15 protein-coding genes are annotated in these 23,687 nt (G+C 48.5%); 5 read left to right on the top strand and 10 right to left on the bottom strand.

Annotated elements, in window-relative coordinates:
- The first annotated feature begins 224 nt into the window (after positions 1-224).
- From KTG12_RS10585 to KTG12_RS10570, 4 genes are all read left to right on the top strand, one after another.
- Complete coding sequence (locus KTG12_RS10585) at positions 225-1,400, top strand: helix-turn-helix domain-containing protein (RefSeq protein WP_022322063.1); 1,176 nt, start codon at positions 225-227, stop codon at positions 1,398-1,400.
- Positions 1,401-1,590: 190 nt separating this feature from the next.
- Complete coding sequence (locus tag KTG12_RS10580) at positions 1,591-2,361, top strand: DNA-binding domain-containing protein (RefSeq protein WP_022322062.1); 771 nt, start codon at positions 1,591-1,593, stop codon at positions 2,359-2,361.
- Between the two features lie 155 nt (positions 2,362-2,516).
- Complete coding sequence (locus KTG12_RS10575) at positions 2,517-5,498, top strand: hypothetical protein (RefSeq protein WP_138273291.1); 2,982 nt, start codon at positions 2,517-2,519, stop codon at positions 5,496-5,498.
- Between the two features lie 193 nt (positions 5,499-5,691).
- Positions 5,692-6,939 (top strand): DUF3843 family protein, encoded by a 1,248-nt coding sequence (locus tag KTG12_RS10570; protein ID WP_005641217.1) that lies wholly within the window; start codon positions 5,692-5,694, stop codon positions 6,937-6,939.
- A gap of 32 nt (positions 6,940-6,971) precedes the next feature.
- On the opposite strand, the gene KTG12_RS10565 is transcribed toward KTG12_RS10570, so the two are convergent.
- Both KTG12_RS10565 and KTG12_RS10560 read right to left on the bottom strand, forming a co-directional pair.
- Positions 6,972-8,012 carry a Gfo/Idh/MocA family protein gene (locus KTG12_RS10565; RefSeq protein ID WP_138273294.1) on the bottom strand — a complete coding sequence of 347 codons (1,041 nt, stop codon included), beginning with the start codon at positions 8,010-8,012 and terminating at the stop codon, positions 6,972-6,974.
- 6 nt (positions 8,013-8,018) lie between these two features.
- The gene (locus KTG12_RS10560) at positions 8,019-8,732 is read right to left on the bottom strand and encodes a 2-phosphosulfolactate phosphatase (protein WP_138273295.1); all 714 of its coding nucleotides are present in this window, start codon (positions 8,730-8,732) and stop codon (positions 8,019-8,021) included.
- 105 nt (positions 8,733-8,837) lie between these two features.
- Here KTG12_RS10560 and KTG12_RS10555 point away from each other — a divergent pair, with 105 nt between their 5' ends.
- Positions 8,838-9,431, top strand: coding sequence for a DUF4251 domain-containing protein (locus KTG12_RS10555; RefSeq protein WP_005641225.1), 594 nt, complete (start codon positions 8,838-8,840; stop codon positions 9,429-9,431).
- Positions 9,432-9,510: 79 nt separating this feature from the next.
- Here KTG12_RS10555 and KTG12_RS10550 read toward each other — a convergent pair whose 3' ends face one another.
- The 8 genes from KTG12_RS10550 to KTG12_RS10515 all read right to left on the bottom strand — a co-directional run bounded on the left by KTG12_RS10550 (position 9,511) and on the right by KTG12_RS10515 (position 23,668).
- Complete coding sequence (locus KTG12_RS10550; protein WP_005641227.1) at positions 9,511-11,496, bottom strand: glucosamine-6-phosphate deaminase; 1,986 nt, start codon at positions 11,494-11,496, stop codon at positions 9,511-9,513.
- A 276-nt stretch (positions 11,497-11,772) separates the two neighbouring features.
- Positions 11,773-12,933, bottom strand: coding sequence for an N-acetylglucosamine-6-phosphate deacetylase (gene nagA / locus KTG12_RS10545; protein WP_005647964.1), 1,161 nt, complete (start codon positions 12,931-12,933; stop codon positions 11,773-11,775).
- Between the two features lie 3 nt (positions 12,934-12,936).
- Positions 12,937-14,103 carry an N-acetylglucosamine-6-phosphate deacetylase gene (gene nagA, locus KTG12_RS10540; protein ID WP_005641231.1) on the bottom strand — a complete coding sequence of 389 codons (1,167 nt, stop codon included), beginning with the start codon at positions 14,101-14,103 and terminating at the stop codon, positions 12,937-12,939.
- 432 nt (positions 14,104-14,535) lie between these two features.
- Positions 14,536-16,482 (bottom strand): ABC-F family ATP-binding cassette domain-containing protein, encoded by a 1,947-nt coding sequence (locus tag KTG12_RS10535; protein WP_122299616.1) that lies wholly within the window; start codon positions 16,480-16,482, stop codon positions 14,536-14,538.
- Positions 16,483-16,558: 76 nt separating this feature from the next.
- On the bottom strand, positions 16,559-17,944 hold the full coding sequence (locus KTG12_RS10530) for a sulfatase (RefSeq protein ID WP_122299614.1): 1,386 nt from the start codon (positions 17,942-17,944) through the stop codon (positions 16,559-16,561).
- Positions 17,945-17,967: 23 nt separating this feature from the next.
- A complete protein-coding gene (locus KTG12_RS10525; RefSeq protein ID WP_224204331.1) occupies positions 17,968-19,008 on the bottom strand; it encodes a hypothetical protein in 1,041 nt (346 codons plus the stop codon).
- Between the two features lie 31 nt (positions 19,009-19,039).
- Positions 19,040-21,952 (bottom strand): glycoside hydrolase family 2 TIM barrel-domain containing protein, encoded by a 2,913-nt coding sequence (locus tag KTG12_RS10520; RefSeq protein ID WP_155143865.1) that lies wholly within the window; start codon positions 21,950-21,952, stop codon positions 19,040-19,042.
- A gap of 93 nt (positions 21,953-22,045) precedes the next feature.
- Positions 22,046-23,668, bottom strand: a complete 1,623-nt coding sequence (locus tag KTG12_RS10515) for a RagB/SusD family nutrient uptake outer membrane protein (protein WP_022321612.1) — start codon at positions 23,666-23,668, stop codon at positions 22,046-22,048.
- Positions 23,669-23,687: the final 19 nt, after the last annotated feature.

Genomic DNA, 23,687 nt, shown 5'->3' with positions numbered 1-23,687 from the left:
TATAGTATCTTTGGAAACAATTAAATAAACAATATACGATGAACTAGGTCATGCGCAAACTCCCAATCGGAATACAAACCAGCCTCCACAGGTTCGGCAAAAGAAGCCTCATCCCCTACCTAAGTGACAGACGTGACATCGTCAAAGTCTGCATGGAATTTGCCGAAGAACAGAATATCACAAGATGGCTATGTGAATAACAAAACTATCACAACGACCGCAGAATGGACATACACACTTTATACATCATCGCTTATGCCACCAGCACCACTTCCAGCCTGGGCAGTTGCGCCATCCTGCTGTTCTTGAACTACGGCAATATCGAGACAAACCCTGTTTACCTGAAGGCACGGCGGATCCTCGCATTTGCGACCTTCCTCGTGGCCATCGGTCTCCTCATCTCGCTTACCACCAGAAAATGGCAACCCGTCGGATGGGACATCGCCTCGTTTCCCGTCACCCTGATCGCCTCCTCGCAAACCCTGCTGTTCACATTCTCACTGATCCTGCTGTTCAACGAACAGTATGCCACCCGGCAGCGGATCCTGCTGCACGCAACTCCTTCCCTCCTCTTCACCCTAGCCTACGCCGGAGCATGCCTGATCTGGAAAGACCACCCCGTCTATGCTTACTCGGAATGGAAGTCACTGGTCACGAATCCGCCTTCCCTGATCCGCACGCTCTATCTGCTTGCCTACATCATCCAGTCAGGCATCTATGCAAAACTATTCCTGCACGAACGACATACTTACCTCTCCCTCTTGGGAGGAGTGAAGACAGAAGACAGGTGGCTCAAACTCGGACAGGTGACAAGCGCGTTCTTCCTTGCGTCAGGCATCGGCCTTTGTACGCTGAGCCTCGCCTTGAATCCTTACCTGCCTCACGAAATCACCGTGACCTTCCTATTCACCGTTTTCTATTTCGCCTTCGGAATCTTCTACGCAAACTTCAGTTCCACCTATCGGGATGTCCGAACCCGCATCCGTGAACAGAACTCAGCCTTTTCTCCTCCCGCCGGAGCGGACATGGAAGAATTGATCTGCTACCTCCAACCGGATGACGACAACAACCGTCTCTTCAAGGACATAGAAGCCTATTTTCAGAAAGAGCAGCCCTATCTGGACCCTGACTTCAGGATATCCGACCTGCCCAGGACCATCGGTGCAAACCCACACAAGCTCTCGACCGCTGTCGGCCGTGCCACCGGGCTGACGGTCCAAGACTACGTACTCCGCCTCCGCATCGGCCACTCCGCAGACCTGCTGCTACTGCCCGAAAACGCCGAGCGCACGATCGAAGACATCGCTTTCTCGTCCGGTTTCCAGTCTACAAGCACCTACAACCGGAATTTCCTGAAACTGATGAAAACAACCCCTTCCCGGTTCCGGAGCCGCACATGACAGGAATACCCCCGCCCTCCCGAGAGGAACACCCCTGTCCGCCCGACGGACAAAACTACATCATACTCATCATTGCTGATTTCGGGCACAACTTTACGGATTTTGGGCATCCTTTCTGTCCTTCTCTCCCCATCTTTGCCTCCAAACGGTTAACGCCCGGCCAACCACCGGGCACTTAAACATTGGAATCATGACCAACGAAGAAGAACAGATCACTCTCAACATCGATCTCTACGACAACATCATGACGGAGAAGGAAGGTGACTACACCGGCCGCCCTCGTATCACCGGCACTCTGTACAACAAACAGATAGCCGCCCGTATCGTGAAAGCAGGTACGGAGTACAAACAGGAAAGCATCGAGTATATCCTCGATCGTGCCGACAAAGCGAAAGTAGAAGCCATCGCCGAAGGTAAGAGCGTAATAGACGGCGTCGGGCAATACCTCGTCACCGCACGCGGCTCGTTTATCGGTGAAAACGCGCAGTTCGATCCTGTCAAACATTCCTTAGGCGTTTCCTACACGCCCGGTCAGCTTCTGCGCAGCCAGCTGAAAAAAACCAAAGTCGTCTGCAATGGCACAGCCAAAACAGGTCCGGTCATCAATTCCATCACCGACAGCACGACCGGCAGCGTCAACGAGATCATCACCTCGGCAGGCCCCGCCGTGATCAGTTGCAGCAATGCCAAAGTGATAGGCGACGACCCGTCTGTCGGCGTCTTCCTGACCAAGGACGAAGAGGGTGCAGCTCCGATGAAATGCCCGGTCATCATCCGCAACGCCCCATCCGAACTCACCGTCATGCTCCCCGCCATCGAAACAAAGGTTCTGTACACGCTGAGCGTGACAACACAATACAGCAGCAGCAACAAGATGCTGAAAAACCCGCGCACCTACCGCTTCCCCATCCTCTTGAGCGACGGGAAAAGCAATGACGAGGAACGCCCCGGCGAACTCTGACAACGATGGAGACGTTTCCTTCGAGCCAAGGGAGAGGCTCCCTCGCCTCGAAGGAAACATCTCCACTACCTCCAAGTGAATCTCTCCCTTGCATCCAAAGGAGGCATTCATCAAATTGGATGCTTTTTTCATAACACCTAAATAACTACATACACATGAATAGAGATTTAAATATCAAAAGTACAATACGCCAGATTCTTGGCGTATTGATTAGTATCATGATACTAATGCCATTTACGGTATCCTCTCAAACCGTCACAACCACCATCGACTGCGCAAACGCTACAACAGACATAAACGGCAACGGATATCGTTGGGACCTCAGCAACAAGATACTGGCTCTTGACGGAATAGACCTAAGGACAAGTCAGATGATGGGCATAGAGCTTCCTCCCAATTCAACAATCACGCTACAAGGAGACAATTACATCGAAGGAGCAAGCAGGGCCATCCTCTTCAATATCGGTTCCACAGAGCAAGACCCAGGCGGAACCCTGACTATAAAGGGAGACGGGACCTTAACCCTGAACAGCACGAACACCCCCAGCGCCATTTTTAACGCAGGTACGAGCACGATCAAGAACAAAGCCATACTTGTGATAGAAAGCTCGACCGTCATCACAAACGGCCTGTCGGTAGGAGGCAATGCCAAAGACGAAAACGGAGAGTGGGGAAAAACGGGTGAAACAATCCTCAGGAACAATGCATGGTTGGATATCACTTGGGAAAAAACGACCAATCCTTCCGGTTTACCTCTCTACAACCACAACATAAAGGTGGAAAATTCCGTTCTGTTCTACAACTACCGGAACACCGGGACATTAGGATATTATGGTGAAGTATACGGAGACGTGACGCTGTCAGGAGACTGCACCATCAAGAACGGACAGACGCTTTTCATCCCGACAGGCTGCTCGCTCACCGTAAACGGAACACTGGATAATCAAGGAACCATTTATAGCAAAGGTGCACTGACCGCAAACCAGATAACAGGAAACACGGTGACCAAAGACAAGGTCGACCTCAACGGGACAAGTTACAAAACATGGGCGGAGGCAACAGCTGCACTCGCAGGTTCCGAAGAACCGGTCAATATCATCACTCTGTTAGACGACGAAACAGCTACAAGCACACCACCAAAACCCTGTATCATAACAGGCGACGGAAAAACGTTGACATATGCCGGCGACCTCGAACTGCAAGCCGCTCTTACCTTCAAAAGCATCAAACTGAACATGAGCACCATTTATGCCAACGGCCACGATTTGACATTCGACGAGTCTGTCGATTGCCGCCCGTCGACATACACCAACAACGGCAACCCCCTGACCGGCATACGTAACATCTGGGGAGGAACTAAAGACAACAATACGATCGACAAAACCAATATCGTAATCAAAAGCGGACAATTCGGCTGGATCTACGGCGGCGGCAATGCCGGTAACATCACAGGGACAACCAAGGTGACCATATCGGGCGGAACCGTGAACAACTCTGTTTTCGGTGGAAGCCATGCCGCAGGAAGCACAGTCGGCAATACCGAGTTGAACATTACCGGAGGAACTCTAAACTATATCTACGGAGGCGGCTGGAACGGGGACGTCACCGGTACAGCCACGACGAATATCTCTGGCGATAACACGGTTGTCAGCGGCTTTATCATCGGCAACACGGAAGGAACCGGCACAGCAGGCAACACGGATGTGACACTTGACACATCCGCAGATAATCCCATCCAGGAAGTACACGGAGCTGGTATTAACTACAATAATACAGTACACGGGAAAGTTTCGGGAAATGTCAATCTCACCGTTCTGGACGGCAGAATCACCGGGAGCCTGATCGGTTGCTCCTCAGCCGTCGAGGGGAAGATCAACATAAACGTGAAAGGAGGAGAGGTCAAAAGAATAAGTGGCATCGACTATTCCTTGTCTGCAGATTCACCAACTCCCACTTACAGCGGAATAATCCAGATCACCATAGAAAAAGGCCATACCACCATCGGACAAATAGACAGCAACAATAACCACAAAACACATGTAACCTACAGAAACTGCGGAACAGCCGACACTCCCTATCTGATTTCCGAACTGCGCTCCATCGATAAAGTCATCCTGGAAAACTCTTTTATCAAAGAAAAGGACCAGACATCGGCATTCAGGCTCGACATGGGGAACGGAGAGACTATGGAAATAGAAGGGACCGGACTGACCGGAGATTTCCATCTGGTCAATTTGAACGGAAAAGCATCGGATAACCAGTCGATTATCACGGCTTCCAAACTGTCGGGTACATACAGTTTCACCCATAAGGCCGACAATAAGATGCTCTATAAAGCCGGTTTCAACTACCGCTATCCGGGTGACGCCACATTGTGTGCCATCACCCTTCCGACAACGGTCGAGAACGGCACGCTAGCTCTCAAAGGCACGATCGGAGCCGACCAGGGAGAAACCCTCTTTGAAAACGGTGACCAGGTCCCAGCAGGCACACCGATGACTATAATCGCCACTCCTTCACCAGGATATAGTATCAAAAGCTTCTCTGTAAGACAGGGTAATAACAATGTGACGGTTGATACAGATGGCAGCTTTACTGCTCCCGACGGTGATTTTACAGTCGCTGCCGAGTTTAAGAGGATATATACTCCGCCGGCAGCCACCTACTACACCGTCACTCTCCCCTCCGTAGAAGGTGCGACACTCAGCAAGCAGGCAGGTGACCATACGGTCGAGGAAGGATACAGTTTCACCTTCGCCATCACCTTGGATGAAAACTATAGTGAGTCCATCCCTATTGTCACCACCGATCGCGGCGAGACGATCATACCGGACACGAATGGCAGATACAAGATCAACAACGTGGCTGAAGACATTGTCGTCTCTATCTCCGGCATCGTGAAGAATCTTCCAACAAGTATCAAAAGTATCGAAACAGACACGAAGATATGGACCGCCGACGGCACGATCTTCATCCACACCTCTTCCCCGCAGCAGGTACAGGTGGTAAACCTCGCCGGAAGCACTCTCTTCTACCGCAACATTCCGGTAGGCGACACACGGCTCAATGGATTGGCAGCAGGAGTCTACATTGTACACCTCTCAAGAGAAATGCCACGGAAAATAATCGTACGCTAACCCTGTTTATTATATGCAAACTGAGGGCGATCGCGAACCGCCCCCACATAAAAATCCCCCTCTCTGCACACAGCCGGGAGGGGGATTCACGAACAGTTCAAAGACGAGGTGCTGCCGGACAATAAATTGTAAAATATTTGTTACATTTGTGACCTTAAAATTATTGCTCGATTGGGCACAAATAATCTATAGTATGAAGAACATTAAAATCTATCCGAAAGATTGGTTGCAGTTGCACCCTTATAAACAGTCAGATCCGACAGATTCCTATTATACCAATATTGCAAACCGTATTTACGGCATGTTGGAAGAAACACGTCTTGCCTATTCTTTTGAGAAGGACGAGGTCAAACAGATCAGTATACGCATGGCTGCCTATTTCGAAGATGTGATTTCCGGTCTGAATATCTGGCGCTCATTCATCACGGAACACAAAGCCTTATACGGTAAATTCCTGCCGTTTTATACACCTGACGATCACTATTATGATGACGAGGTCAACTACGAAGATATCCGGTTCTTGCTTTGGCATTACACACAGCAGTATCACGGGTTTCACAAAGGCACATTCGTCAGTCCCGACAATGCGGCAAACGGCGACACAGCCAAACTGATCTACCAGATGTTCTGTGACGAATGGACAACTGCACCGGAGAACGAACGGCTGCAACAGCTCTTTGCCCCGGAAACCCGCTATGAGGATGTCGACAAATATAACGAGTTGCTTCACTGGTTTCATTACCAATGTTACCTGTTTACCGATTCACACCAGGAACTGACAGATACAGTCAAAGAATATTGGGAACAAACGAAAGAGAAAGACGAGCAGTTCATCATGACCGCCTACGAGGCTCTGGCACATATTTCCAAAAGTGCATTTTTGGCTTACACGGCTCCCAAATGGCTTTCGCTGATCTTTCCGGCAGACCATCCGGATCACAGCTTGTTCGTTGAAGAAGGTGAAAAGTCACAGGCATTCAAAGAACCGGTGTCCGAAGAGAGCAAGAAAATGCTGACCGAGCACTTTGAGAAATTCACGGCAGCGGCAGAAGGAAAAGCACTCCTTTATTTCCAAAACAAGCGTGAATTCCTCGACTTCCTGACGAAGATCGGCATCGAGACGGAAGGAGCGACAGGCGATACCGCCTCCCGGAAATTTGCCGTTTATGCCACTCCGTCAGAAGGTTTGCAAGTCCTGGCCGATGGTGTTGAGTATATCAAAGACGAAAACAATCCTTTCTACAATCAGAAAAAGGCGGAAAACCAAGGTTTGTCCTTCTTCATGATCCGGAAATGCAGCCCGTATCTGCTGAGAATATTGGAAGAAAAAGGCATGTTAGCCGATGCGCAAGCGAAGAGCCTGGCCGGTGAAGAACGTAGCAAAGCGATCGTTCACGAGAACTGGGAGTTCCTGATGCGGTATTTCCTTCGGGAATATTGATTGTTACTTTTCTCTTGGGAGAAAAGTAACAATCAATATCGATCAGCCGGATACCGGATTCCCAACTGCCTGCGCACCTCATCGATGATCTCCAACGTGATCAGGGAGTGTTCGTGGCTGTTGATTCCAGACTGGCGTTTGCCGGACAGAACCAGATCGATAAACTCCGCCATCTCATAATAATATTCATCCTTGTCCGTCACGACGCTTATATCCTGAGCTTCGGCAGAGGGACCTCTACCGGAAGCGGCCGCCAGACGGGGAGTATATTTTACCTCTCCGATTATATTGATCCGGTCGAGCGTTATGTTTCCCTCTTCTCCCTGTATCTCTGTCGGCAAGGATGAATTGGCTATCTTGGAATAGAGAACGGTCGCATTCATCCCTTCGTATTCGAAATTGACGGCTCCCTGTCCGTCCGCACCGGATGAAAGAACGATTCCTGAAGCATCTATCTTTTTCGGACGTCCGAACAAAACGACCATCGGATAGACAGTATAAATCCCGATATCCATCATCGCCCCGTTCGACAATTCCGGCCTGAATGCGTTCAGCACAACTCCCTCCTTGAACTTATCATAGCGGGAAGAATACTGACAATAGCAGGAAAAATAACGCCGTATCGTACCCAAGCGTCCTAAGTTTTCCCGCACAGACCGGAAATTCGGGGTAAGGGTCGGTTTCATCGCCTCCATCAGCGTAACGTCATATTTTGCAGAGGCTGCGATCATCTCCCTCACCTCCCACGCATTCGAAGCGAAAGGTTTCTCACAGAGTACATGCTTTCCATGCTTCATGCACAAGATACTCTGTTCCGCATGAAGGAAATTAGGCGATGCGATATACACGGCATCGATCAACGGGCTTTTTGCCATCTCTTCCAGAGAGGTAAAAGTATAAGGTATCTGATGTTTGGCGGCAAAGGCATCCGCCGTCTCCTGCTTGCGGGAATAAACGGCGACCAATTCAAAACGTTCGTCCAGCCGCGCCCCGGCAATCACCCAGTCGGTTATAAAGTTGGTTCCGACTACTCCAAAACGTACTTTTCCACCATGTTCTTCCATATATTCCATTTCTTGTCAGCATAATATTAATGTATCTCCCTCTATTGAAAGTTCGGGAACCTTGTCCGTAATACTCAAAGTCAGGCAATAGGGAACGGCATCTTCGAGATGGTTTGCTTTCAGGCGTCCCATATGATCCGTCGTATCCAGATAGGCAAGCAGGTTCGCCTTGTTGCCCGTCCACATATCCCGGGCAATCACGGCAGCATCGCTGCCCGCCTCATACAAACTGGTATTCAGTAACGCATCCGTCAAAGCTCCTCCAAAAAGCGTATCTTCTATATTCACCTTATCCTGCCAGCCGGAACAGAGCACGACTACATCCCGCTTATGGCGGACACAGTAACCGGCCACCGCCTGCAGATTGATGAAAGCTCCCGTTATGACCCGGAAAGCGGATTTGGCGATCGTGATCGCACGTGTACCGTTGGTCGTGGTGAACACAATATCTTTCCCGGAAACCTTTTCCGCCGTATAATCAAACGGAGAATTTCCGAAATCGGCAAAACTACATCGCTTCACATTCCGTTCCGCTCCGACCAGCCAGCCTTTTGCCTTATATGCCTCAGCCTCTTCAACGGTAGCGACCGGACGGATACTGCGCACTCCGTTACTAAAAGCGGCGGCCATCGTCGTCGTTGCCCGAAACACATCCACGACCACCACGATAGCTTCCGGATTATGATAGACCGGATATAATGCCGGTGAAAAACAAACATCTATTTTCATATCAAACGATTATTATACCTGCAAAAATACGGGAGATTTTAAACATTTCCCCTATCTGCTTGTTCTTTTATTACATTTTTGAATAAACGTTTTAAACTAAGTCGTATGAAAAGAATTGTATCTATGATGGTGATCTTCACCCTTCTGTTGGGTGGCATGACACATGTGCAGGCTCAGACAAGTAAAGCCGCAGAAAAAGCTGAAAAAAAGCAGGAAAGAAAAGAGAAAAAAGAAGAAAGGTTAGCTAAGGACGCCGTTATGGGCGAAGAAGCATTCAACAATGCCATGCAGGCTATCACAAACAGGTCGTTCGTGCTCGAAGCCAACTCCGTACAACCGTTGAACGGACGTGTTTACTATGTAAACTCAAACACTAACTTCGTTTCGTTGAATGACGGACAGGCCATGGTTCAGATCGCATCCAACTCTCCTTACCCCGGTCCTAACGGATTAGGCGGCATCACCGTACAAGGCTCGGCATCCAATGTACAGGTCAAACAAGAAAACAACGGAAACGTGTATCTGTCCATGAGCGTACAAGGTATCTTTATCTCTGCAACCGTAAACCTGGTATTATACAGCGGGACCAATAATGCAATGGTTACTGTAGATCCGAACTTCTCAGGAAACAATCTGACAATGAACGGAACATTGCTTCCTTATTCTGACTCCAATGTTTTCCAGGGAACCACTTACTAATTCATATATATATTAAACAACAAGGAAGGACGGACCGATGATCGGTCCGCCCTCTCTTTTTTATGACAATCCGGTTTACTTATCGAACCGGAACATATTGTACGAATGCTTCCATCGCTTCATAAGATGCAAGGCCTAACTGATGATACAGTTCGGCAGTAGCACGGTTACGGTCTTCGGCACGCTGCCAGAACAAACGTTCGTCGTCTCCAAGGAACGGTGCACTTTCAGCCTGAGACTGGTGTTTCAAGATCGCGTTTCTCTTATGCCGCAATTCTTCGGGAGAGATAGGAACAGCCATTTCCACATGGTCCATTTCCCATTCGGCCCAAGCTCCGCGGTACATCCAGATGCGGCAGTTCTTCAGCCATTCTTCATCCTTCAGCTCGTCGATAGCTGCCAGAACGGCATTCAGACATACACGATGAGTTCCATGTGGATCGGCAAGGTCACCGGCGACAAACATCTCATCAGGTTTCACATCCGTCAGCAACTTCTTCACGATGGCAATATCCGCTTCGCTCAAGTCGTTCTTCTTCACCAGCCCTGTTTCATAGAAAGGCAAGTCGAGGAAGTGGATATGATCGTCACTCTTGATCCCGCTGTAACGGGCACCTGCACGGGCTTCTTCCCGGCGGATCGTGCCTTTCATAAAGAGGACATCACGTTTTTCAGCTTCACCTTCCACCTTTTCATAACGGAGGAAATGGATGATTTCTTCGGCTTTCTTCTTAACCGTTTCGTCTTCCGTATATTTGGCACAAACGTCGCGCAGATATTCGCAATAGCGGATTACCTCTTCATCCCCTACGGCAATATTGCCGGAAGTTTCGTAAGCGACATGTACATCGTGATGCTGTTCGCACAAACGATGGAATGTACCGCCCATCGAGATGACATCGTCATCCGGATGCGGACTGAAGATAATCACTTTCTTCGGATACGGAGTTGCACGTTCGGGACGGTTTGAATCGTCGGCATTCGGCTTGCCGCCCGGCCATCCGGTAATCGTGTGCTGGATATCGTTGAATACCCGGATATTCACATTATAGGCCGAACCGTACAGGGCAAGCAGCTCACCCAGGCCGTTTTCGCTATAATCCTTGTTTGTCAGTTTCAAGATCGGTTTGCCTGTCAACTGGCACAACCAAACGATTGCGCGACGGATCAGCTTGTTATCCCACTCGCAATTGGTAACCAGCCAAGGATGACTGATACGTGTCAGATCATACGCGGCAGACAGATCGACCACAACTTTCGCATTCGTATGATTCTGGAGGTAAGAAGAGGGAACAGCGTCACTCACTTTGCCTTCCACCGTTTTGGCGATGATCTTCGCCTTATCTTCACCCCACGCCATCAGGATCACATTACGGGCTTTCATCATGGTAGCGATCCCCATCGTGATGACTCCCGCAGGCACATTGTCCAATGACGGGAACGTACGGGAAGCTTCCTTACGGGCAGTTCCTTCCAGCAGAACCAGACGGGTACGCGAACTCAGCGTCGCACCTACACCGTTAAACATAATGTTGCTCGCATGTCCCACGCCTAACAGGATATAATCCAAACCGCCTGCCTTCTGGATGTTTTCTTCGTACATCCGGCAGAAATCGATGATGGCATCTTTCGGCATGCATCCATCGGGAGCATAAACATTCTCAGGGGTAATATCGATATGGTCCAGCAACGCCTCTTTCAGCTGTGCCACGTTGCCGGCGGAAGGAGAGACAAGCGGGAAGAATTCATATTCAACAAAGACAACCACGTTGCGGAAGCTCAGTTGTTCTTCCTTATGCATACGGATCAATTCTTTATATACGCTCAACGGAGAACGGCCTCCGGGAATAGCCATCACAAAGTTTTCACCGATTTCCTGTTTCTTGCGAATCTGGTCTGCTATCTCCTTAGCGATGGCAAACGAACCTTCATCGGCCGATTCGTAGATGTTTGTCGGGATCTTTTCCAGACGGGTCAAAACTGAATGCTCAAAAGCATTCTCCGGGCGATAATACCGCTGCGGTATTCGCGTCAGGGTAATCTGCGAACTAAGGTCTGTTTTCATGTTTAATTCTCGATTTAGTATATTATATCATAACTTGAATCACAAATATACTAATAAATAAACGAACTTAGCTTTACAGAGCATTTAAAAAATCAATACGGTTATAGGAAATATTGATATTACGGATTTTGGCAGAGATGAATCAAATGTATCATTTAAGAACCAGGTTCGCGGATGACACGGATCGGACGGATCTTAACGGATAAAATAAATTCAATCCGTTTTATCCGCGTCATCCACAAACCTGTTCTTCATTCTTTATCAGTTCTAATCTTCTTAAAACAGCGTATTGGCAGCCGGAACCAGGTTTCCCATCGACCAAACGGCACGGACAGTCAAGTTACGGTCCAGGATGATGATGTCGGCATCTTTTCCGCGCTGCAACGTACCCGTACGGTCGGATACCCCCATCAGGCGTGCCGGAGTTTCGGAAGCCATGCGAACGGCATCGGCCAACGGGATATTGGCTTTTTGAACCATCGTGCGGACCAGCACATCCATCGTAGCGATACTTCCGGCAAGCGAAGAATGGTCGGCCAACTTGCAAACACCATCTTCAATGATAATACGTGAGCCTTCGTCCGGTTTCACATCGCTTGCAGCATAAGACAACGCATCGGTTACCAGGCACGTGCGTTCCACACCTTTCAGCTTATACACCAAGCGAAGAATCGTAGAAGGCAAATGTTTACCGTCGGCAATTACTTCCACCGTCATATCATCCATCAGGAAAACACTTTCCACCGTTCCTTCGTATTTATATTCACGACGCTTGTGGAAACCGGGCATTGCGTTGTAGAACTGTGCCGCATGGGTAAAACCCGCCGCATAGGCTTCTTTGATATCCTCGAATTCGGCTTCCGTATGCGTAATGGCAGCCAGGATACCTTTCGACCTGAGATAACGGGCGAAATCATGCGCACCCGGCAATTCAGGACTGGCATCCCAACGCTTAATACAGTTCGTACTTTCCAGGATAGACATATATTCTTCCTTATCCGGATTTTTCACATCATAAAGGTTACCGGCCATCTTGGCATTCAGATACGGTCCTTCCACATGAAGTCCCAATACGGGACCGTCCTTTTCCGCCATCAGCTTCTCGCAAATGGAGACTGCCTTGCAGATCGATTCTTTAGGAGAAGACGACAAAGTGGGAAAAATAGTAGTCGCACCGTGTTTCATATGGGCGGCAATAGCACTATGGAAGGCTTCTTCCGTACATTCCTTAAAATCATGGCCGCCTCCGCCATGCACGTTCATGGCTACGAAACCGGGAATGATATACATACCCTTGGCATCCACCACCTTGGCGCCGATAACAGCCAGGTCGCTGTTCGTCACTTCCAGAATCTTTCCATCGCTAATCAATACGGAGCCATCCTTCAACCATCCCTGAGGGGTAAGGATCTGGCCATTTATTATTTGTGTCAGCATAAATCAAAACAGTTTATTCGTTCCTTCCACTAATTTACCCATCGCCCAGACAGCACGGACATTCAAGTCCTTATCCAGAATCTGGATGTCCGCATCCTTACCTCGCTGCAAAGACCCCTTACGGTCGTAAACACCCATGATGCGTGCCGGAGTTTCGGAAGCCATGCGAACGGCATCTTCCAACGGAATCTCGGCTTTCTGAACCATCGTACGGATCAGGCGATCCATAGTCGCAATGCTGCCGGCAAGAGCAGAACGGTCGGCCAGCTTGCAAACACCGTCTTCGATGATCACACGCGGGTCAAACGCCGTCTGGCTGTCACTTGCGGCGCAAGCCAGCGCATCGGTGATCAGACAAGTACGTTCCACGCCTTTGATCTTATAGACCAGACGAAGGATCGTCGGAGGCACATGGATACCGTCGGCAACCACCTCGACCGTCATGTCGTCGATCAGATAAATACTCTCGACCGTACCTTCATATTTATATTCACGACGTTTGTGGAAACCGGGCATCGCGTTGTAGAAGTGCGTGGCATGGGTATATCCGGCTTCGTAGGCAGTCTGAATATCCTCGTATTCGGCTTGCGTATGACCGACAGATGCCAACACGCCTTTTGAGGTGACGTATTTACCGAACTGCATGGCACCCGGCAATTCGGGAGCGGCATCCCAACGTTTGATGCAATGTGTCTCTTCCAACAGGGGAATGTATTCTTCCGGATCCGGATTCTTGATATTTTCCGGTAACTGCCCGCCGGCCATCTTCATGTTGAAGTAATGCCCTTCCAGATGAAGCCCCAGGACAGGACTGTCTTTTTCCGCCATCAACTTTTCAGTCGTTGCAGCTGCTTCGCGGATCATCGGGATGGTCGAGGATGACAATGTGGGGAAAATACTGGTCGTACCATGCTGCATGTGAGCGGCTACCGCTGCCCGGAACGCTTCTTCGGTACCTTCCATAAAGTCACGGCCTCCACCGCCGTGAACATGGATTTCTACTCCGCCCGGCACGATATACATGCCTTTAGCGTCTATCAAAGTGGCTCCTACCACTGCCAGATCGCAGTTAGTCACTTCCAAAATCTTGTTATCGCTTATCAGAACAGAACCGTCTTTCAACCAGCCCTGTGGGGTAAGGATCTTGCCATTTATAATCTGAGTTAACATAGCGCAAGAATTAAGTTTGTGTTTTTTAGTTTTAAGTAGGCAAAGGTAGGAAGATTTTCTAAAGAGAGTTAAAAACCAAGCGTTAATATTTACTTTTTCAAAACAGAGAAAGTAAGTCGGTCCAGGAAGGTTTTATTTAAGTGACAATAGCCATGCTTCTATTGTCAAACAGCCCAATCATTGACCTTTTGCCCTTGGTCGAAGATCTTTTCGCCCTTGGTCAAAAGCCCTTTCGACACTTGTCAAAAGCCTTTTCGACTAAGGGCGAAAAGTAAAAGAATGGTAGTAATGGCAGTAAATATCTGTGTATTTGTTTATTAGTTATAATTACAGTATCCTTATTTTAGCAGGATCGGAAATCCGCGCAATCCATGCTTAAATAGCAGGACTGCAAATCATCATTTATGATTCGTATCTACCAAGAATCGACTGCTAACTATTGGCTGCATTCAGTTCTTCCAGTTCGAGGGTCTGTTCCGTCCAAAGATCCATCGTGTCGGAAAGTTTCTTCTTCAATTCGGAATATTCGGTATATAAGGAAACATCCGCCGCCCCTTCGGGAGTGGCGAGCTTGGCCTCGATAGCAGCAATGGAGTTTTCGAGTTCCGTTATTTTCTTTTCGGATTCGGCTATCGCTTTTTCAACTTTCTTGATTGCCTTGCTTTGTTCCTTGCGGGCTTCATAAGAGAGCTTGTTTCGGGTCGGCTCCGCAGCGTTTCCTTCCATAGAGGTTGTCGTTTGGGTGGAACGTTCCAATTCGCACAAACTATCCATCTTCTTATGTTCCAGGAAATCATAAATACCTCCCAAATGTTCGATCACCCGTTTATTTCCGAATTCATAAACCTTGTCTACCAGTCCATCCAGGAATTCACGGTCGTGCGAGACGACGATAACCGTACCGTCAAACTCTTTCAAAGCATCTTTCAGCACATCTTTCGAACGCATGTCCAAATGGTTGGTCGGTTCGTCGAGGATCAACAGGTTCACCGGTTCCAACAACAGACGGATCATGGCCAGACGGGTCTTTTCTCCACCGGACAATACCTTCACTTTCTTGTCCGACGCTTCTCCACCGAACATGAAAGCCCCCAATATGTCCCGTATCTTCAGACGGATGTCCCCCTGTGCCACGTAATCCACCGTATCGAAAACGGTCATATTCTCATCCAGCAACTGTGCCTGGTTCTGTGCAAAATAGCCGATCTTCACATTATGCCCCAACTGAAGCTTTCCTGTAAAATCGGTGATCTCTCCCATTATGCATTTAACCAGCGTGGACTTACCTTCACCGTTCTTGCCGACAAAAGCGACTTTGTCTCCGCGGTTAATAGTGAAAGTGGCATGCTCGAAAATCAGATGGTCGCCATAGCGCTTGGCCACATCTTCCGCAATCACCGGATAGGAACCGGAACGGGGAGCCGGAGGGAATTTCAGGCTCAGCATAGCCGTATCCACTTCGTCCACCTCTATGCGTTCAACCTTTTCCAATTGTTTGATACGGGATTGCACCTGCACGGACTTGGTCGCTTTATAGCGGAAACGCTCGATGAAAGCTTCCGTATCGGCCAATTTCTTCTGCTGGTTTTCAAAGGCACGAAGTTGTTGTTCGCGGCGCTCTTTACGCAATTCCACATATTCGGAGTATTTTACCTTATAGTCATAAATCTTCCCAAGCTCTATCTCTATCGTCCGGAAAGTCGTATTATCGATAAACGCCCGGTCATGTGAAACAAGGATCACCGCATTGGCACGTGTCGCAATGAAGTTTTCAAGCCATTGGATGGACTCTATATCCAAATGGTTGGTCGGCTCGTCCAGCAGCAGGACATCCGGCTTGCGGAGCAGGAGCTTGGCAAGCTCGATACGCATGCGCCATCCCCCGCTGAACTCGGAGGTCGGCCGGTCGAAATCCTCACGGCTAAATCCCAAGCCGACCAACGTCCGTTCCAACTCGGCATGGTAATTGTTTCCGCCCATCATCTGGAAATGTTCCGTCAGATGCGTGACACGGTCTATGAGGTTCTGATACGATTCCGTTTCATAATCTGTCCGCTCGGCCAGTTGCTGGTTCAGCCGTTCTATCTCCTTTTCCATCTCATGGATATGCTCGAAGGCATGTTCCGCCTCTTCGCGTACCGTCTGTGTATCCGCCAGCTTCATCTGCTGGGGAAGATAACCGATCGTCGTCTCCTTCGGTACGCTGACCGTCCCGGAGGTAGGAGACTGCAAGCCGGCAAATATTTTCAGCATCGTCGATTTTCCCGCACCGTTCTTTCCCACCAGTGCGATACGATCCTTCTTATTTACCACAAACGAAACATCATCAAAAAGCGTAAACCCGCCAAACTCAACTGTAAGTCCTTCAACAGAAATCATATTTTTTCTCTTTTATGGCTGCAAAGATACAATTTATCCATAAAAAAAGCCTCGACTTTATGCCGAGGCTTTTTTATCAAAGATCCTGTGCCGTCCTTATCTTGTTTTTCATCAAACGTTCATGCAGGCCGTTTGTGATTTCGGCCCAACCCTCTTCTATCCAAAGGGGATCTTTGCAACAGGCCTGCTCCCATTCGCTCAACTGCTCCATGAGTTCCCGTGCTTTCTCCGGCTCGGAAGATAAAAGATCGTGCATCTCTTCCACGTCCTGATCCATATTATACAGGACGGAATCGACACCACGAGTAATGATCAACTTGTACGAACCGGAACGGATGGCCCGTGTATCCATCTTACGCCAGAATAAGGCTTCATGCGGATTACCGCTTTTTTCCCCGGAAAGATACGGCAACAGGGAGACACCGTCGATCGGCTTGTGCAATCCTTCTTCCGGAATGTCCAACGCATCCACCACTGTGGCAAAAATGTCCAACGAAGAAGTCAGCCCGGTGAAACGTTGGTCCCGCTTGAAACGATCGCCCCAAACGACAAAGAACGGAACCCGTTGTCCACCTTCGAACTTATTTCCCTTGAACCCTTTCAGCGGAAGGTTGGAGGACTGGTTGGTCGTGGAACCGCCATTGTCGCTCAAAAAGAATATAATCGTATTGTCGAACTTGCCCGCCGCTTTCAGTTCGTCCACAATCTTGCCGACACCACGATCCAGCGCATACATCATAGCCGCATACTTCTGGCGGGGCTGTCCTTCGAAACGCGCCAAATCCTCTTCCGTCGCTTCATTGGGAGAATGGGGAGCGGTAAAGGACATATACAGCATAAAGGGCTGCTCGCTCTCCGTAACAAACTGCTGTGCCTTAGAAGCCAGTTCATCGGTGAAGTAACCGTCGAAAGACAGTTTCCGCCCGTTGTACTGGTATTGTTGCAGGTTGCCATCCTTATCACTGGTTTCAGGATCATAGAAATAAGAGCGATGGCCGGCCAAAAGCCCGTAGAACGTATCGAAGCCTTTCGCATTCGGACGCTGGGAGGGTTCGGAGCCCAAATGCCATTTTCCGATACAGCCCGTACGGTAGTCATACCGTTTCAACAAAGCCGGAAGCAATTCTTCATCGTCAGGAAGGCCATCTCCCGGCTTATCCAGGTTACATTCATATCCGTAGCGTTGTCCGTAGCGGCCCGTCAGCATCATGGATCGCGAAGGGCTGCTCACCGTCGCCGCCACATGAGCATCCGTAAAGATACACCCTTCGGCTGCCAGACGGTCGATGTTAGGTGTCTGGATATCCGTCGCCCCCATAAATCCAAAATCCGCATATCCGGCATCATCCGCAAGCAGGATCAGGATATTCGGTCTTTGCGCCTCTTCCTCCTGTCCGGACGAGCAAGAAGCCAATCCGGTGATTGCCCCTAAAGAAACAACAAACAAACGATCTATTTTCATTTTATACCTCTTTTTATTCCCGTTTACTTCTTCTTCCGCTCGATAGGTGACGGGACTTTCTTTGCATACTTATCCCGGTCGCAAACAATCTTTCCATCCACATATTCCAATTCGGCTATCTGGATAGAGGCACGATGATAGTTCCAAGTATTTTCTTCCACTTCCATACCGTCCATTTTATACGTCCGTCCCGGATGGGTGAAATAGAAAATAAAAGCACGGTCTCCGATCACAACGACATCGCAATGCCTTCCCTGGTCGAAATCGTCCGGACGGAGGCCCGGTTTGTCCAGGATTGTCGAATTATAGGTCCAGTTAGTCGCATCGTCCGATTCGTAACAGTGCAAGCCGACATATCCCAGATTACATTCGTCGATGATGTTCCAGTATTTATTTTTCCAATAAAAGACGATCGGCCCCTCATGCGGGACATCGTCAATCTCACATTTGCCGGTTACCTTCCAAGTCGTCAAATCCTTGCTCACACCCGTATTCGTCTTGGAATCGGGAGTCTTGTACCACATCTTCCATGTTCCGTCCGGCATCTGAAACGCCGAAGCGTCGATACAACCATGTGTACCTTCTATTTCCTCTACCAGATCCCAGTTCATCAGATCCTTGCTTTTGTAAAAGACAAGCCGGGCATCACCTCCCCAGAAAGGATGAATACCGGGGATAAAGGTCACGATCATGTAATAAGTGTCCTTATGCTTGAACACATCGGGAGCCCAGAAAGTGCTCTGTCCTTGCATGGGTTCCGGCAGGTTCGCTGTCCCGACATAATACCAGTTTTTACCGTTGTTCTTGGTTGCCGCGATCCCGACTTTACTGCCATATACACAGGCCACTTCCTGCAAGTTAGGGACATTGGCACGGCGTTGCGTGTAGAACATCCACCATTCCTGCCGCTCCGTGTTCCATTCGAGCGTCGGGTCGGTAGGGCCGTCATAGATAGGACAACGGAACAAAGGAGCCGGCGCATGCTCAATGTCGAACGGCTTGTCTTGTGCAAAAAGGCTTGTCCCGTAGAACAGGACTGCCAACATATATACTATTCTTTTCATGCTATTCAGATTAGACGTGTTATACATTATATTAATAGAGCGAGATTTCCCCCAGGCCGGCACGCCCTTCGGAAACATTCTCGATTGTCAAGCGGAGATATTTCACTTCCCGGTCAACCGTCATCGGCTTAAATTCCCAGCCCGTACATTCACGCTCATACAAGAGTTCCCACCGTTCGCCATCCTCAGAAGTCTCTACCTTATGCTTATAGGAAGAACTGTCTTTCTGGAAAAGGATACGGCTGGCAGCCACGTATGTCGGACGGTCCAGCATCAAAGTGACTACCTGTGGCAACCGGTCTTCTCCGGCAATCCACCAAGTATGATCGTCATTGTCGATTATATTGGAAGCAGGATACCCGTCCTGGCTGCTTCCAACCTGAACCGACGCGATTTTCAGGCGAGGTTTCTCCAAGATACGCTTCTGCCAGGAAGAAGGTTTTACCACAACATTGTCTTCCTCTTTCCCCGTAAACAGAGCATGTTTTCCATCAGGCAGAGACTTCCCTTCAAACGGCTTCGTGCTGATTTCCGCTTCACCGGCGAACAAACCCTCTGCTGTCGCTTTCACCGTAATCTTACCGGCTTTCTTCGTCGTGCGGACAAATGCGAAACCAACGCCACCTTCCACCTTCTGAGGATTGATACCGATACGGCTGATCGTATCTCCGACCAGCACTCCTTCACCAGACACCTGAATCCGGATTTCCTGTCCAGAGTTGTAGATCAAAGAACCGTTCTTGTCACAGACCTTAAAGTAGACAGGAATCATATCCGAGCCGTCGGCAACAGGAACAATGCCATCCGTCTTAATGTCCACAACCAGACGATCGGCTTTTCCCGGAGTGCTCACACTGTGGGTTGCCACAATCTTTCCGTCAACCAGCGCTTCCGCCTTTAACGTTCCGGTTTCATATTCCCCGGCATTAAAGACGAACATTGGACTGCCGCCTTTCTCGACAATCGAACGAAACAGAGGTGTCCGTTCTTCCCGTGTCTGAGTTCCGATCAACTTCTCATTACGATAAAGACGGACTTCGTCGCAGTTGGAAAAAACCGTTATATCTGTTGTAGACGAGGCGAAATCTCCCGAAGCATTATAGGAAGCGATAAAGACCATCGGCCCTTCATACAATCCGGGTTGTGAAACTGCTTTGTCCCTCATACTCTGCAACATGAAGTAGCTGAATTTCGGATACCGGTTGATATCCACCACACCGCTATACATCGTTTCATCCTGGCTGCCCCGTGCATAGTCATTGTAGCTCCAAACGAAATGTCCACCCATATGTGGATTGGCATCCAGCATGCACCAGTCAAAATAGCCTTTACCATTCAACTGCTCGATACGGCTGCGGCACTGGCGCATCTGTTCTTCCTCGCTTTCTTTCAAGCTGACACGTGGCTTTTCGCCCACGCCATCTCCCCATTCGCGGGTAAACAACGGCTTGACTACTATAAAATCTTCCGGATAATTACTCATCACATCCCCGTCTTTCGGAAATTTGGAAACCTGTTTATAAAAGACATCATAATAGGGCTCCATTTCCGCATGCCCGAAGTAATCACCTGCCGTGTACATCTGATCGCCCGGATATTCGGCATGAGACAGTTCGAAAATCTCTTTTGCCAAAGAGACCGGATAACGGGATTCGTTCAAAGCCGTTTCCCAAAGGACAACAGAAGGATGATTCCGGTCACGGCGGATCATCTGGCGTCCGATTTCATACAAACGTTCAATAAAGATTGAATCCGGATTATAGAACTGCCATCCGGGAATACACTCCACTACTAACAGCCCATACCGGTCACACGCCTCCAAGAAAGCCGGATCATTCGGATAATGGGCGGCGCGAACCGCATTATAACCACCCCGTTTCAGGTCGATCACATCCCGTACCTGCATTGAGTTGGAAGCCGCATCCCCAACATTGGCAAAAGCCTGGTGACGGTTGGCTCCGCGCATATACAGTTTTTCACCATTGATAAAGAATCCTTCCTCGGCCGTGTACCGGATCGTACGAATACCGATTTTCCGGGTGGTTTCGTCGAGCACTTTATCTTCCGATAATAATTGCGTACGCAAAGTATAGAGATTAGGCGTATAAGGATGCCATAAAGCAGGCTGGTTAACAAAGAGGTCCTGCTCCACCGTTCTGTCCGATTGCTTGTGCAAGGTGATCGGTGTTTCAGCCTCAGCAATAACGTGGCCAGCCGAATCGACCAGTTGCGAGAAAACAGACAATGTCTGATCTTTATCCGTCAAATTCCGGACATGAGTCGCAAGATGTGCCCTCGCCTTGTCTTTCGTTACTTCGGGAAACGTCACAAACTGACCTCCACCGGCAACAAGATCTTCCTCTAACGGGTCGGTGATATATACTTTGTCCGTAATCACCATCCGGACATCCCGATAAATCCCGCTATAATAATAGAAGTCCATCTTGTCTTGCGGCTTTCCCGGAGGTGTCAGCGGGTCCGGCTCGGCAGAGACCCGGACAGCCAGCACATTATTGCCGTTCCAATCGATACGGTTCGTAAGGTCAGCGACAAATCCCATATAACCGCCATGATGCTCCGTCACTTTTTGGCCGTTCAGATAAACATCGCAATTCGTCATCACTCCTTCAAAAGAGACGACAATCCGTTTATCCTTATACTTCGCAGGCAGTTTGAAATAACGGCGATACCAACCGATCCCGTCATAAATGGAGTTCCCGCCGCAATGTTTCATTTCCAGTTGCATGATATGGGGTAGTGCGACAGGTATCCATCCTGAATCATCCAGATCCGTCCGGCTCCCTTCCACCACATCCCCCCGATAAAAAGCCCAGTCGGTATTCATGTCCAGGACTTCCCGGCCGGAAGAGGAGATACTGCAACTTTGTCCGAATGCAGCACAAATGAACAACAAGATAAAAGAGAAAATTCGATAATGCTTCATGCTATGTTAGTGTTTTTCTGTACAAAGGAAAGGGATATATTGGAAATGATCCAATATATCCCTCTTAAAACATGATAAATATATCAGTTCTTATTAATAACCGTCATTCTGTTTCAATTGCTTGTTTTTATCAAGTGCATCCTGCTTGATCGGTAAATACCGGTTATGAGGAGCGAACGAACGGTTTTCAACTAATTCGACACCACTTATGACTGCACGTTTGTACGGATCTTTTTCATCATAATTGATCGTTCCGGTGAAGCTTTCCAAAGGAGCATTCAATACCGTTTCAGCAACCATCTTGCCACTTGCATCTTTCCAACGAAGAATATCGGCACGACGAAGGCCTTCACCAGCTAACTCGATAGAACGTTCGCGACGAATCAATTCACGCAATGTTTCTTTAGTACCATATTTACTCTGATCTACTTTCGGCATACCTACACGCGTACGAATCTGATCCAACATATCGTATATTTCAGCAGACGGGCCGTTCAATTCGTTCTCAGCTTCCACATATGTCAATAATACTTCTGCATACCGGAAAATGATCGTCTGCGCATTCGAAGACCAAACATCTCCATATTGAGACATCGGAGCCAAATATTTAGCCCAAGTCAAACCCGTCTTCGAAGAGTTGTTGGCCGTACCCGGATGATCCGGATTCGTTTTACCATTCACCTCCTTATCCAATGTGTTAATGATCGTTTCTTCTCCCTTATAATTAACCCAATCCATACCCGGATAAAGAACCGTCATTGCCATACGCGGGTCACGATTTGCAAAAGGATGAACAGGATCGTAACCACTACCAGCCTCTTCTTTTGTCAAACCATTACTCATTTCATACGCATCAATCAGATTTTTGGATGGAACCATAGAAGACCAACCTGCATCCGAATTGTTATACATCGTGGCGATCATCCAATTTGAATACAGATTTTCATCATGTTGCACAGCAGCTATGATTTCTTTCGAATTCTGTCCGCTCACCATAAATATATTTTCAAAGCTCGGATCCAGTTCATACTGTCCTAAATCCATAATAGCTTTTGCAGCCTCTTTCGCACGCTGGTAGTCGGCATAATAAAGGGCTGAACGCATCTTGATAGCCAAAGCCGTACCTTTGGCAATATAACCACTTGCGGCAGGAGCATCATCTAACATCGGGATAGCAGCATCCAACTCGTCGTAGATATACTTTTTCACCTCTTCTTCCGTATTGCGGGGAACTTGTGCTTCTTCAGCTGTTTCATAAGAATCGATAATAGGTACACCGCCATACTGCCAGTTCATATTGAAATAAGTATAAGCCCGGATCGTTTTCACCTGACCAATCATATTGTCTTTCTTCTTTGCATCCGCAAATTCAATATTTTGGATATTGGTCAAGAAATCGTTACAACGACGGATCATTCCAAATTTATAATAATCTGCAACTGCGTTGCTGGCAGTCATACTACCATTTCCGATATTCCGATAATTTTCATGGACATGGAAATTGAAACCGAAATCGGAAGCACAATCCCAATACAGAATACCCGTTTCATCAGCCCAACCGTCATAACAACCAATCAAAAACTTTTCAGCATCCTTTTCTGTTTGCCAAGTTGTGCTGGGAGACAGTGCGTCATGGGGAATCGTATCCAAAAAGTCCGAACAGGAAGTCCCGACCAATGCCATCCCGGCCAGCATATATACTAATACACGTTTCATATTTTATTCTTTAATTTTA

It is taken from the genome of Parabacteroides sp. MSK.9.14, from assembly GCF_019041495.1.
Taxonomy (GTDB): Bacteria; Bacteroidota; Bacteroidia; order Bacteroidales; family Tannerellaceae; genus Parabacteroides; species Parabacteroides merdae.
Note: the sequence above shows the minus strand (reverse complement) of the source record. Positions and strands in the feature narration are given on the sequence as shown.

Coding starts and splice junctions, on each gene's coding strand:
- KTG12_RS10585 (WP_022322063.1), top strand. CDS start 225: ATGGACATACACACTTTATACATCATCGCTTATGCCACCAGCACCACT.
- KTG12_RS10580 (WP_022322062.1), top strand. CDS start 1,591: ATGACCAACGAAGAAGAACAGATCACTCTCAACATCGATCTCTACGAC.
- KTG12_RS10575 (WP_138273291.1), top strand. CDS start 2,517: ATGAATAGAGATTTAAATATCAAAAGTACAATACGCCAGATTCTTGGC.
- KTG12_RS10570 (WP_005641217.1), top strand. CDS start 5,692: ATGAAGAACATTAAAATCTATCCGAAAGATTGGTTGCAGTTGCACCCT.
- KTG12_RS10565 (WP_138273294.1), bottom strand. CDS start 8,012: ATGGAATATATGGAAGAACATGGTGGAAAAGTACGTTTTGGAGTAGTC.
- KTG12_RS10560 (WP_138273295.1), bottom strand. CDS start 8,732: ATGAAAATAGATGTTTGTTTTTCACCGGCATTATATCCGGTCTATCAT.
- KTG12_RS10555 (WP_005641225.1), top strand. CDS start 8,838: ATGAAAAGAATTGTATCTATGATGGTGATCTTCACCCTTCTGTTGGGT.
- KTG12_RS10550 (WP_005641227.1), bottom strand. CDS start 11,496: ATGAAAACAGACCTTAGTTCGCAGATTACCCTGACGCGAATACCGCAG.
- nagA (WP_005647964.1), bottom strand. CDS start 12,933: ATGCTGACACAAATAATAAATGGCCAGATCCTTACCCCTCAGGGATGG.
- nagA (WP_005641231.1), bottom strand. CDS start 14,103: ATGTTAACTCAGATTATAAATGGCAAGATCCTTACCCCACAGGGCTGG.
- KTG12_RS10535 (WP_122299616.1), bottom strand. CDS start 16,482: ATGATTTCTGTTGAAGGACTTACAGTTGAGTTTGGCGGGTTTACGCTT.
- KTG12_RS10530 (WP_122299614.1), bottom strand. CDS start 17,944: ATGAAAATAGATCGTTTGTTTGTTGTTTCTTTAGGGGCAATCACCGGA.
- KTG12_RS10525 (WP_224204331.1), bottom strand. CDS start 19,008: ATGAAAAGAATAGTATATATGTTGGCAGTCCTGTTCTACGGGACAAGC.
- KTG12_RS10520 (WP_155143865.1), bottom strand. CDS start 21,952: ATGAAGCATTATCGAATTTTCTCTTTTATCTTGTTGTTCATTTGTGCT.
- KTG12_RS10515 (WP_022321612.1), bottom strand. CDS start 23,668: ATGAAACGTGTATTAGTATATATGCTGGCCGGGATGGCATTGGTCGGG.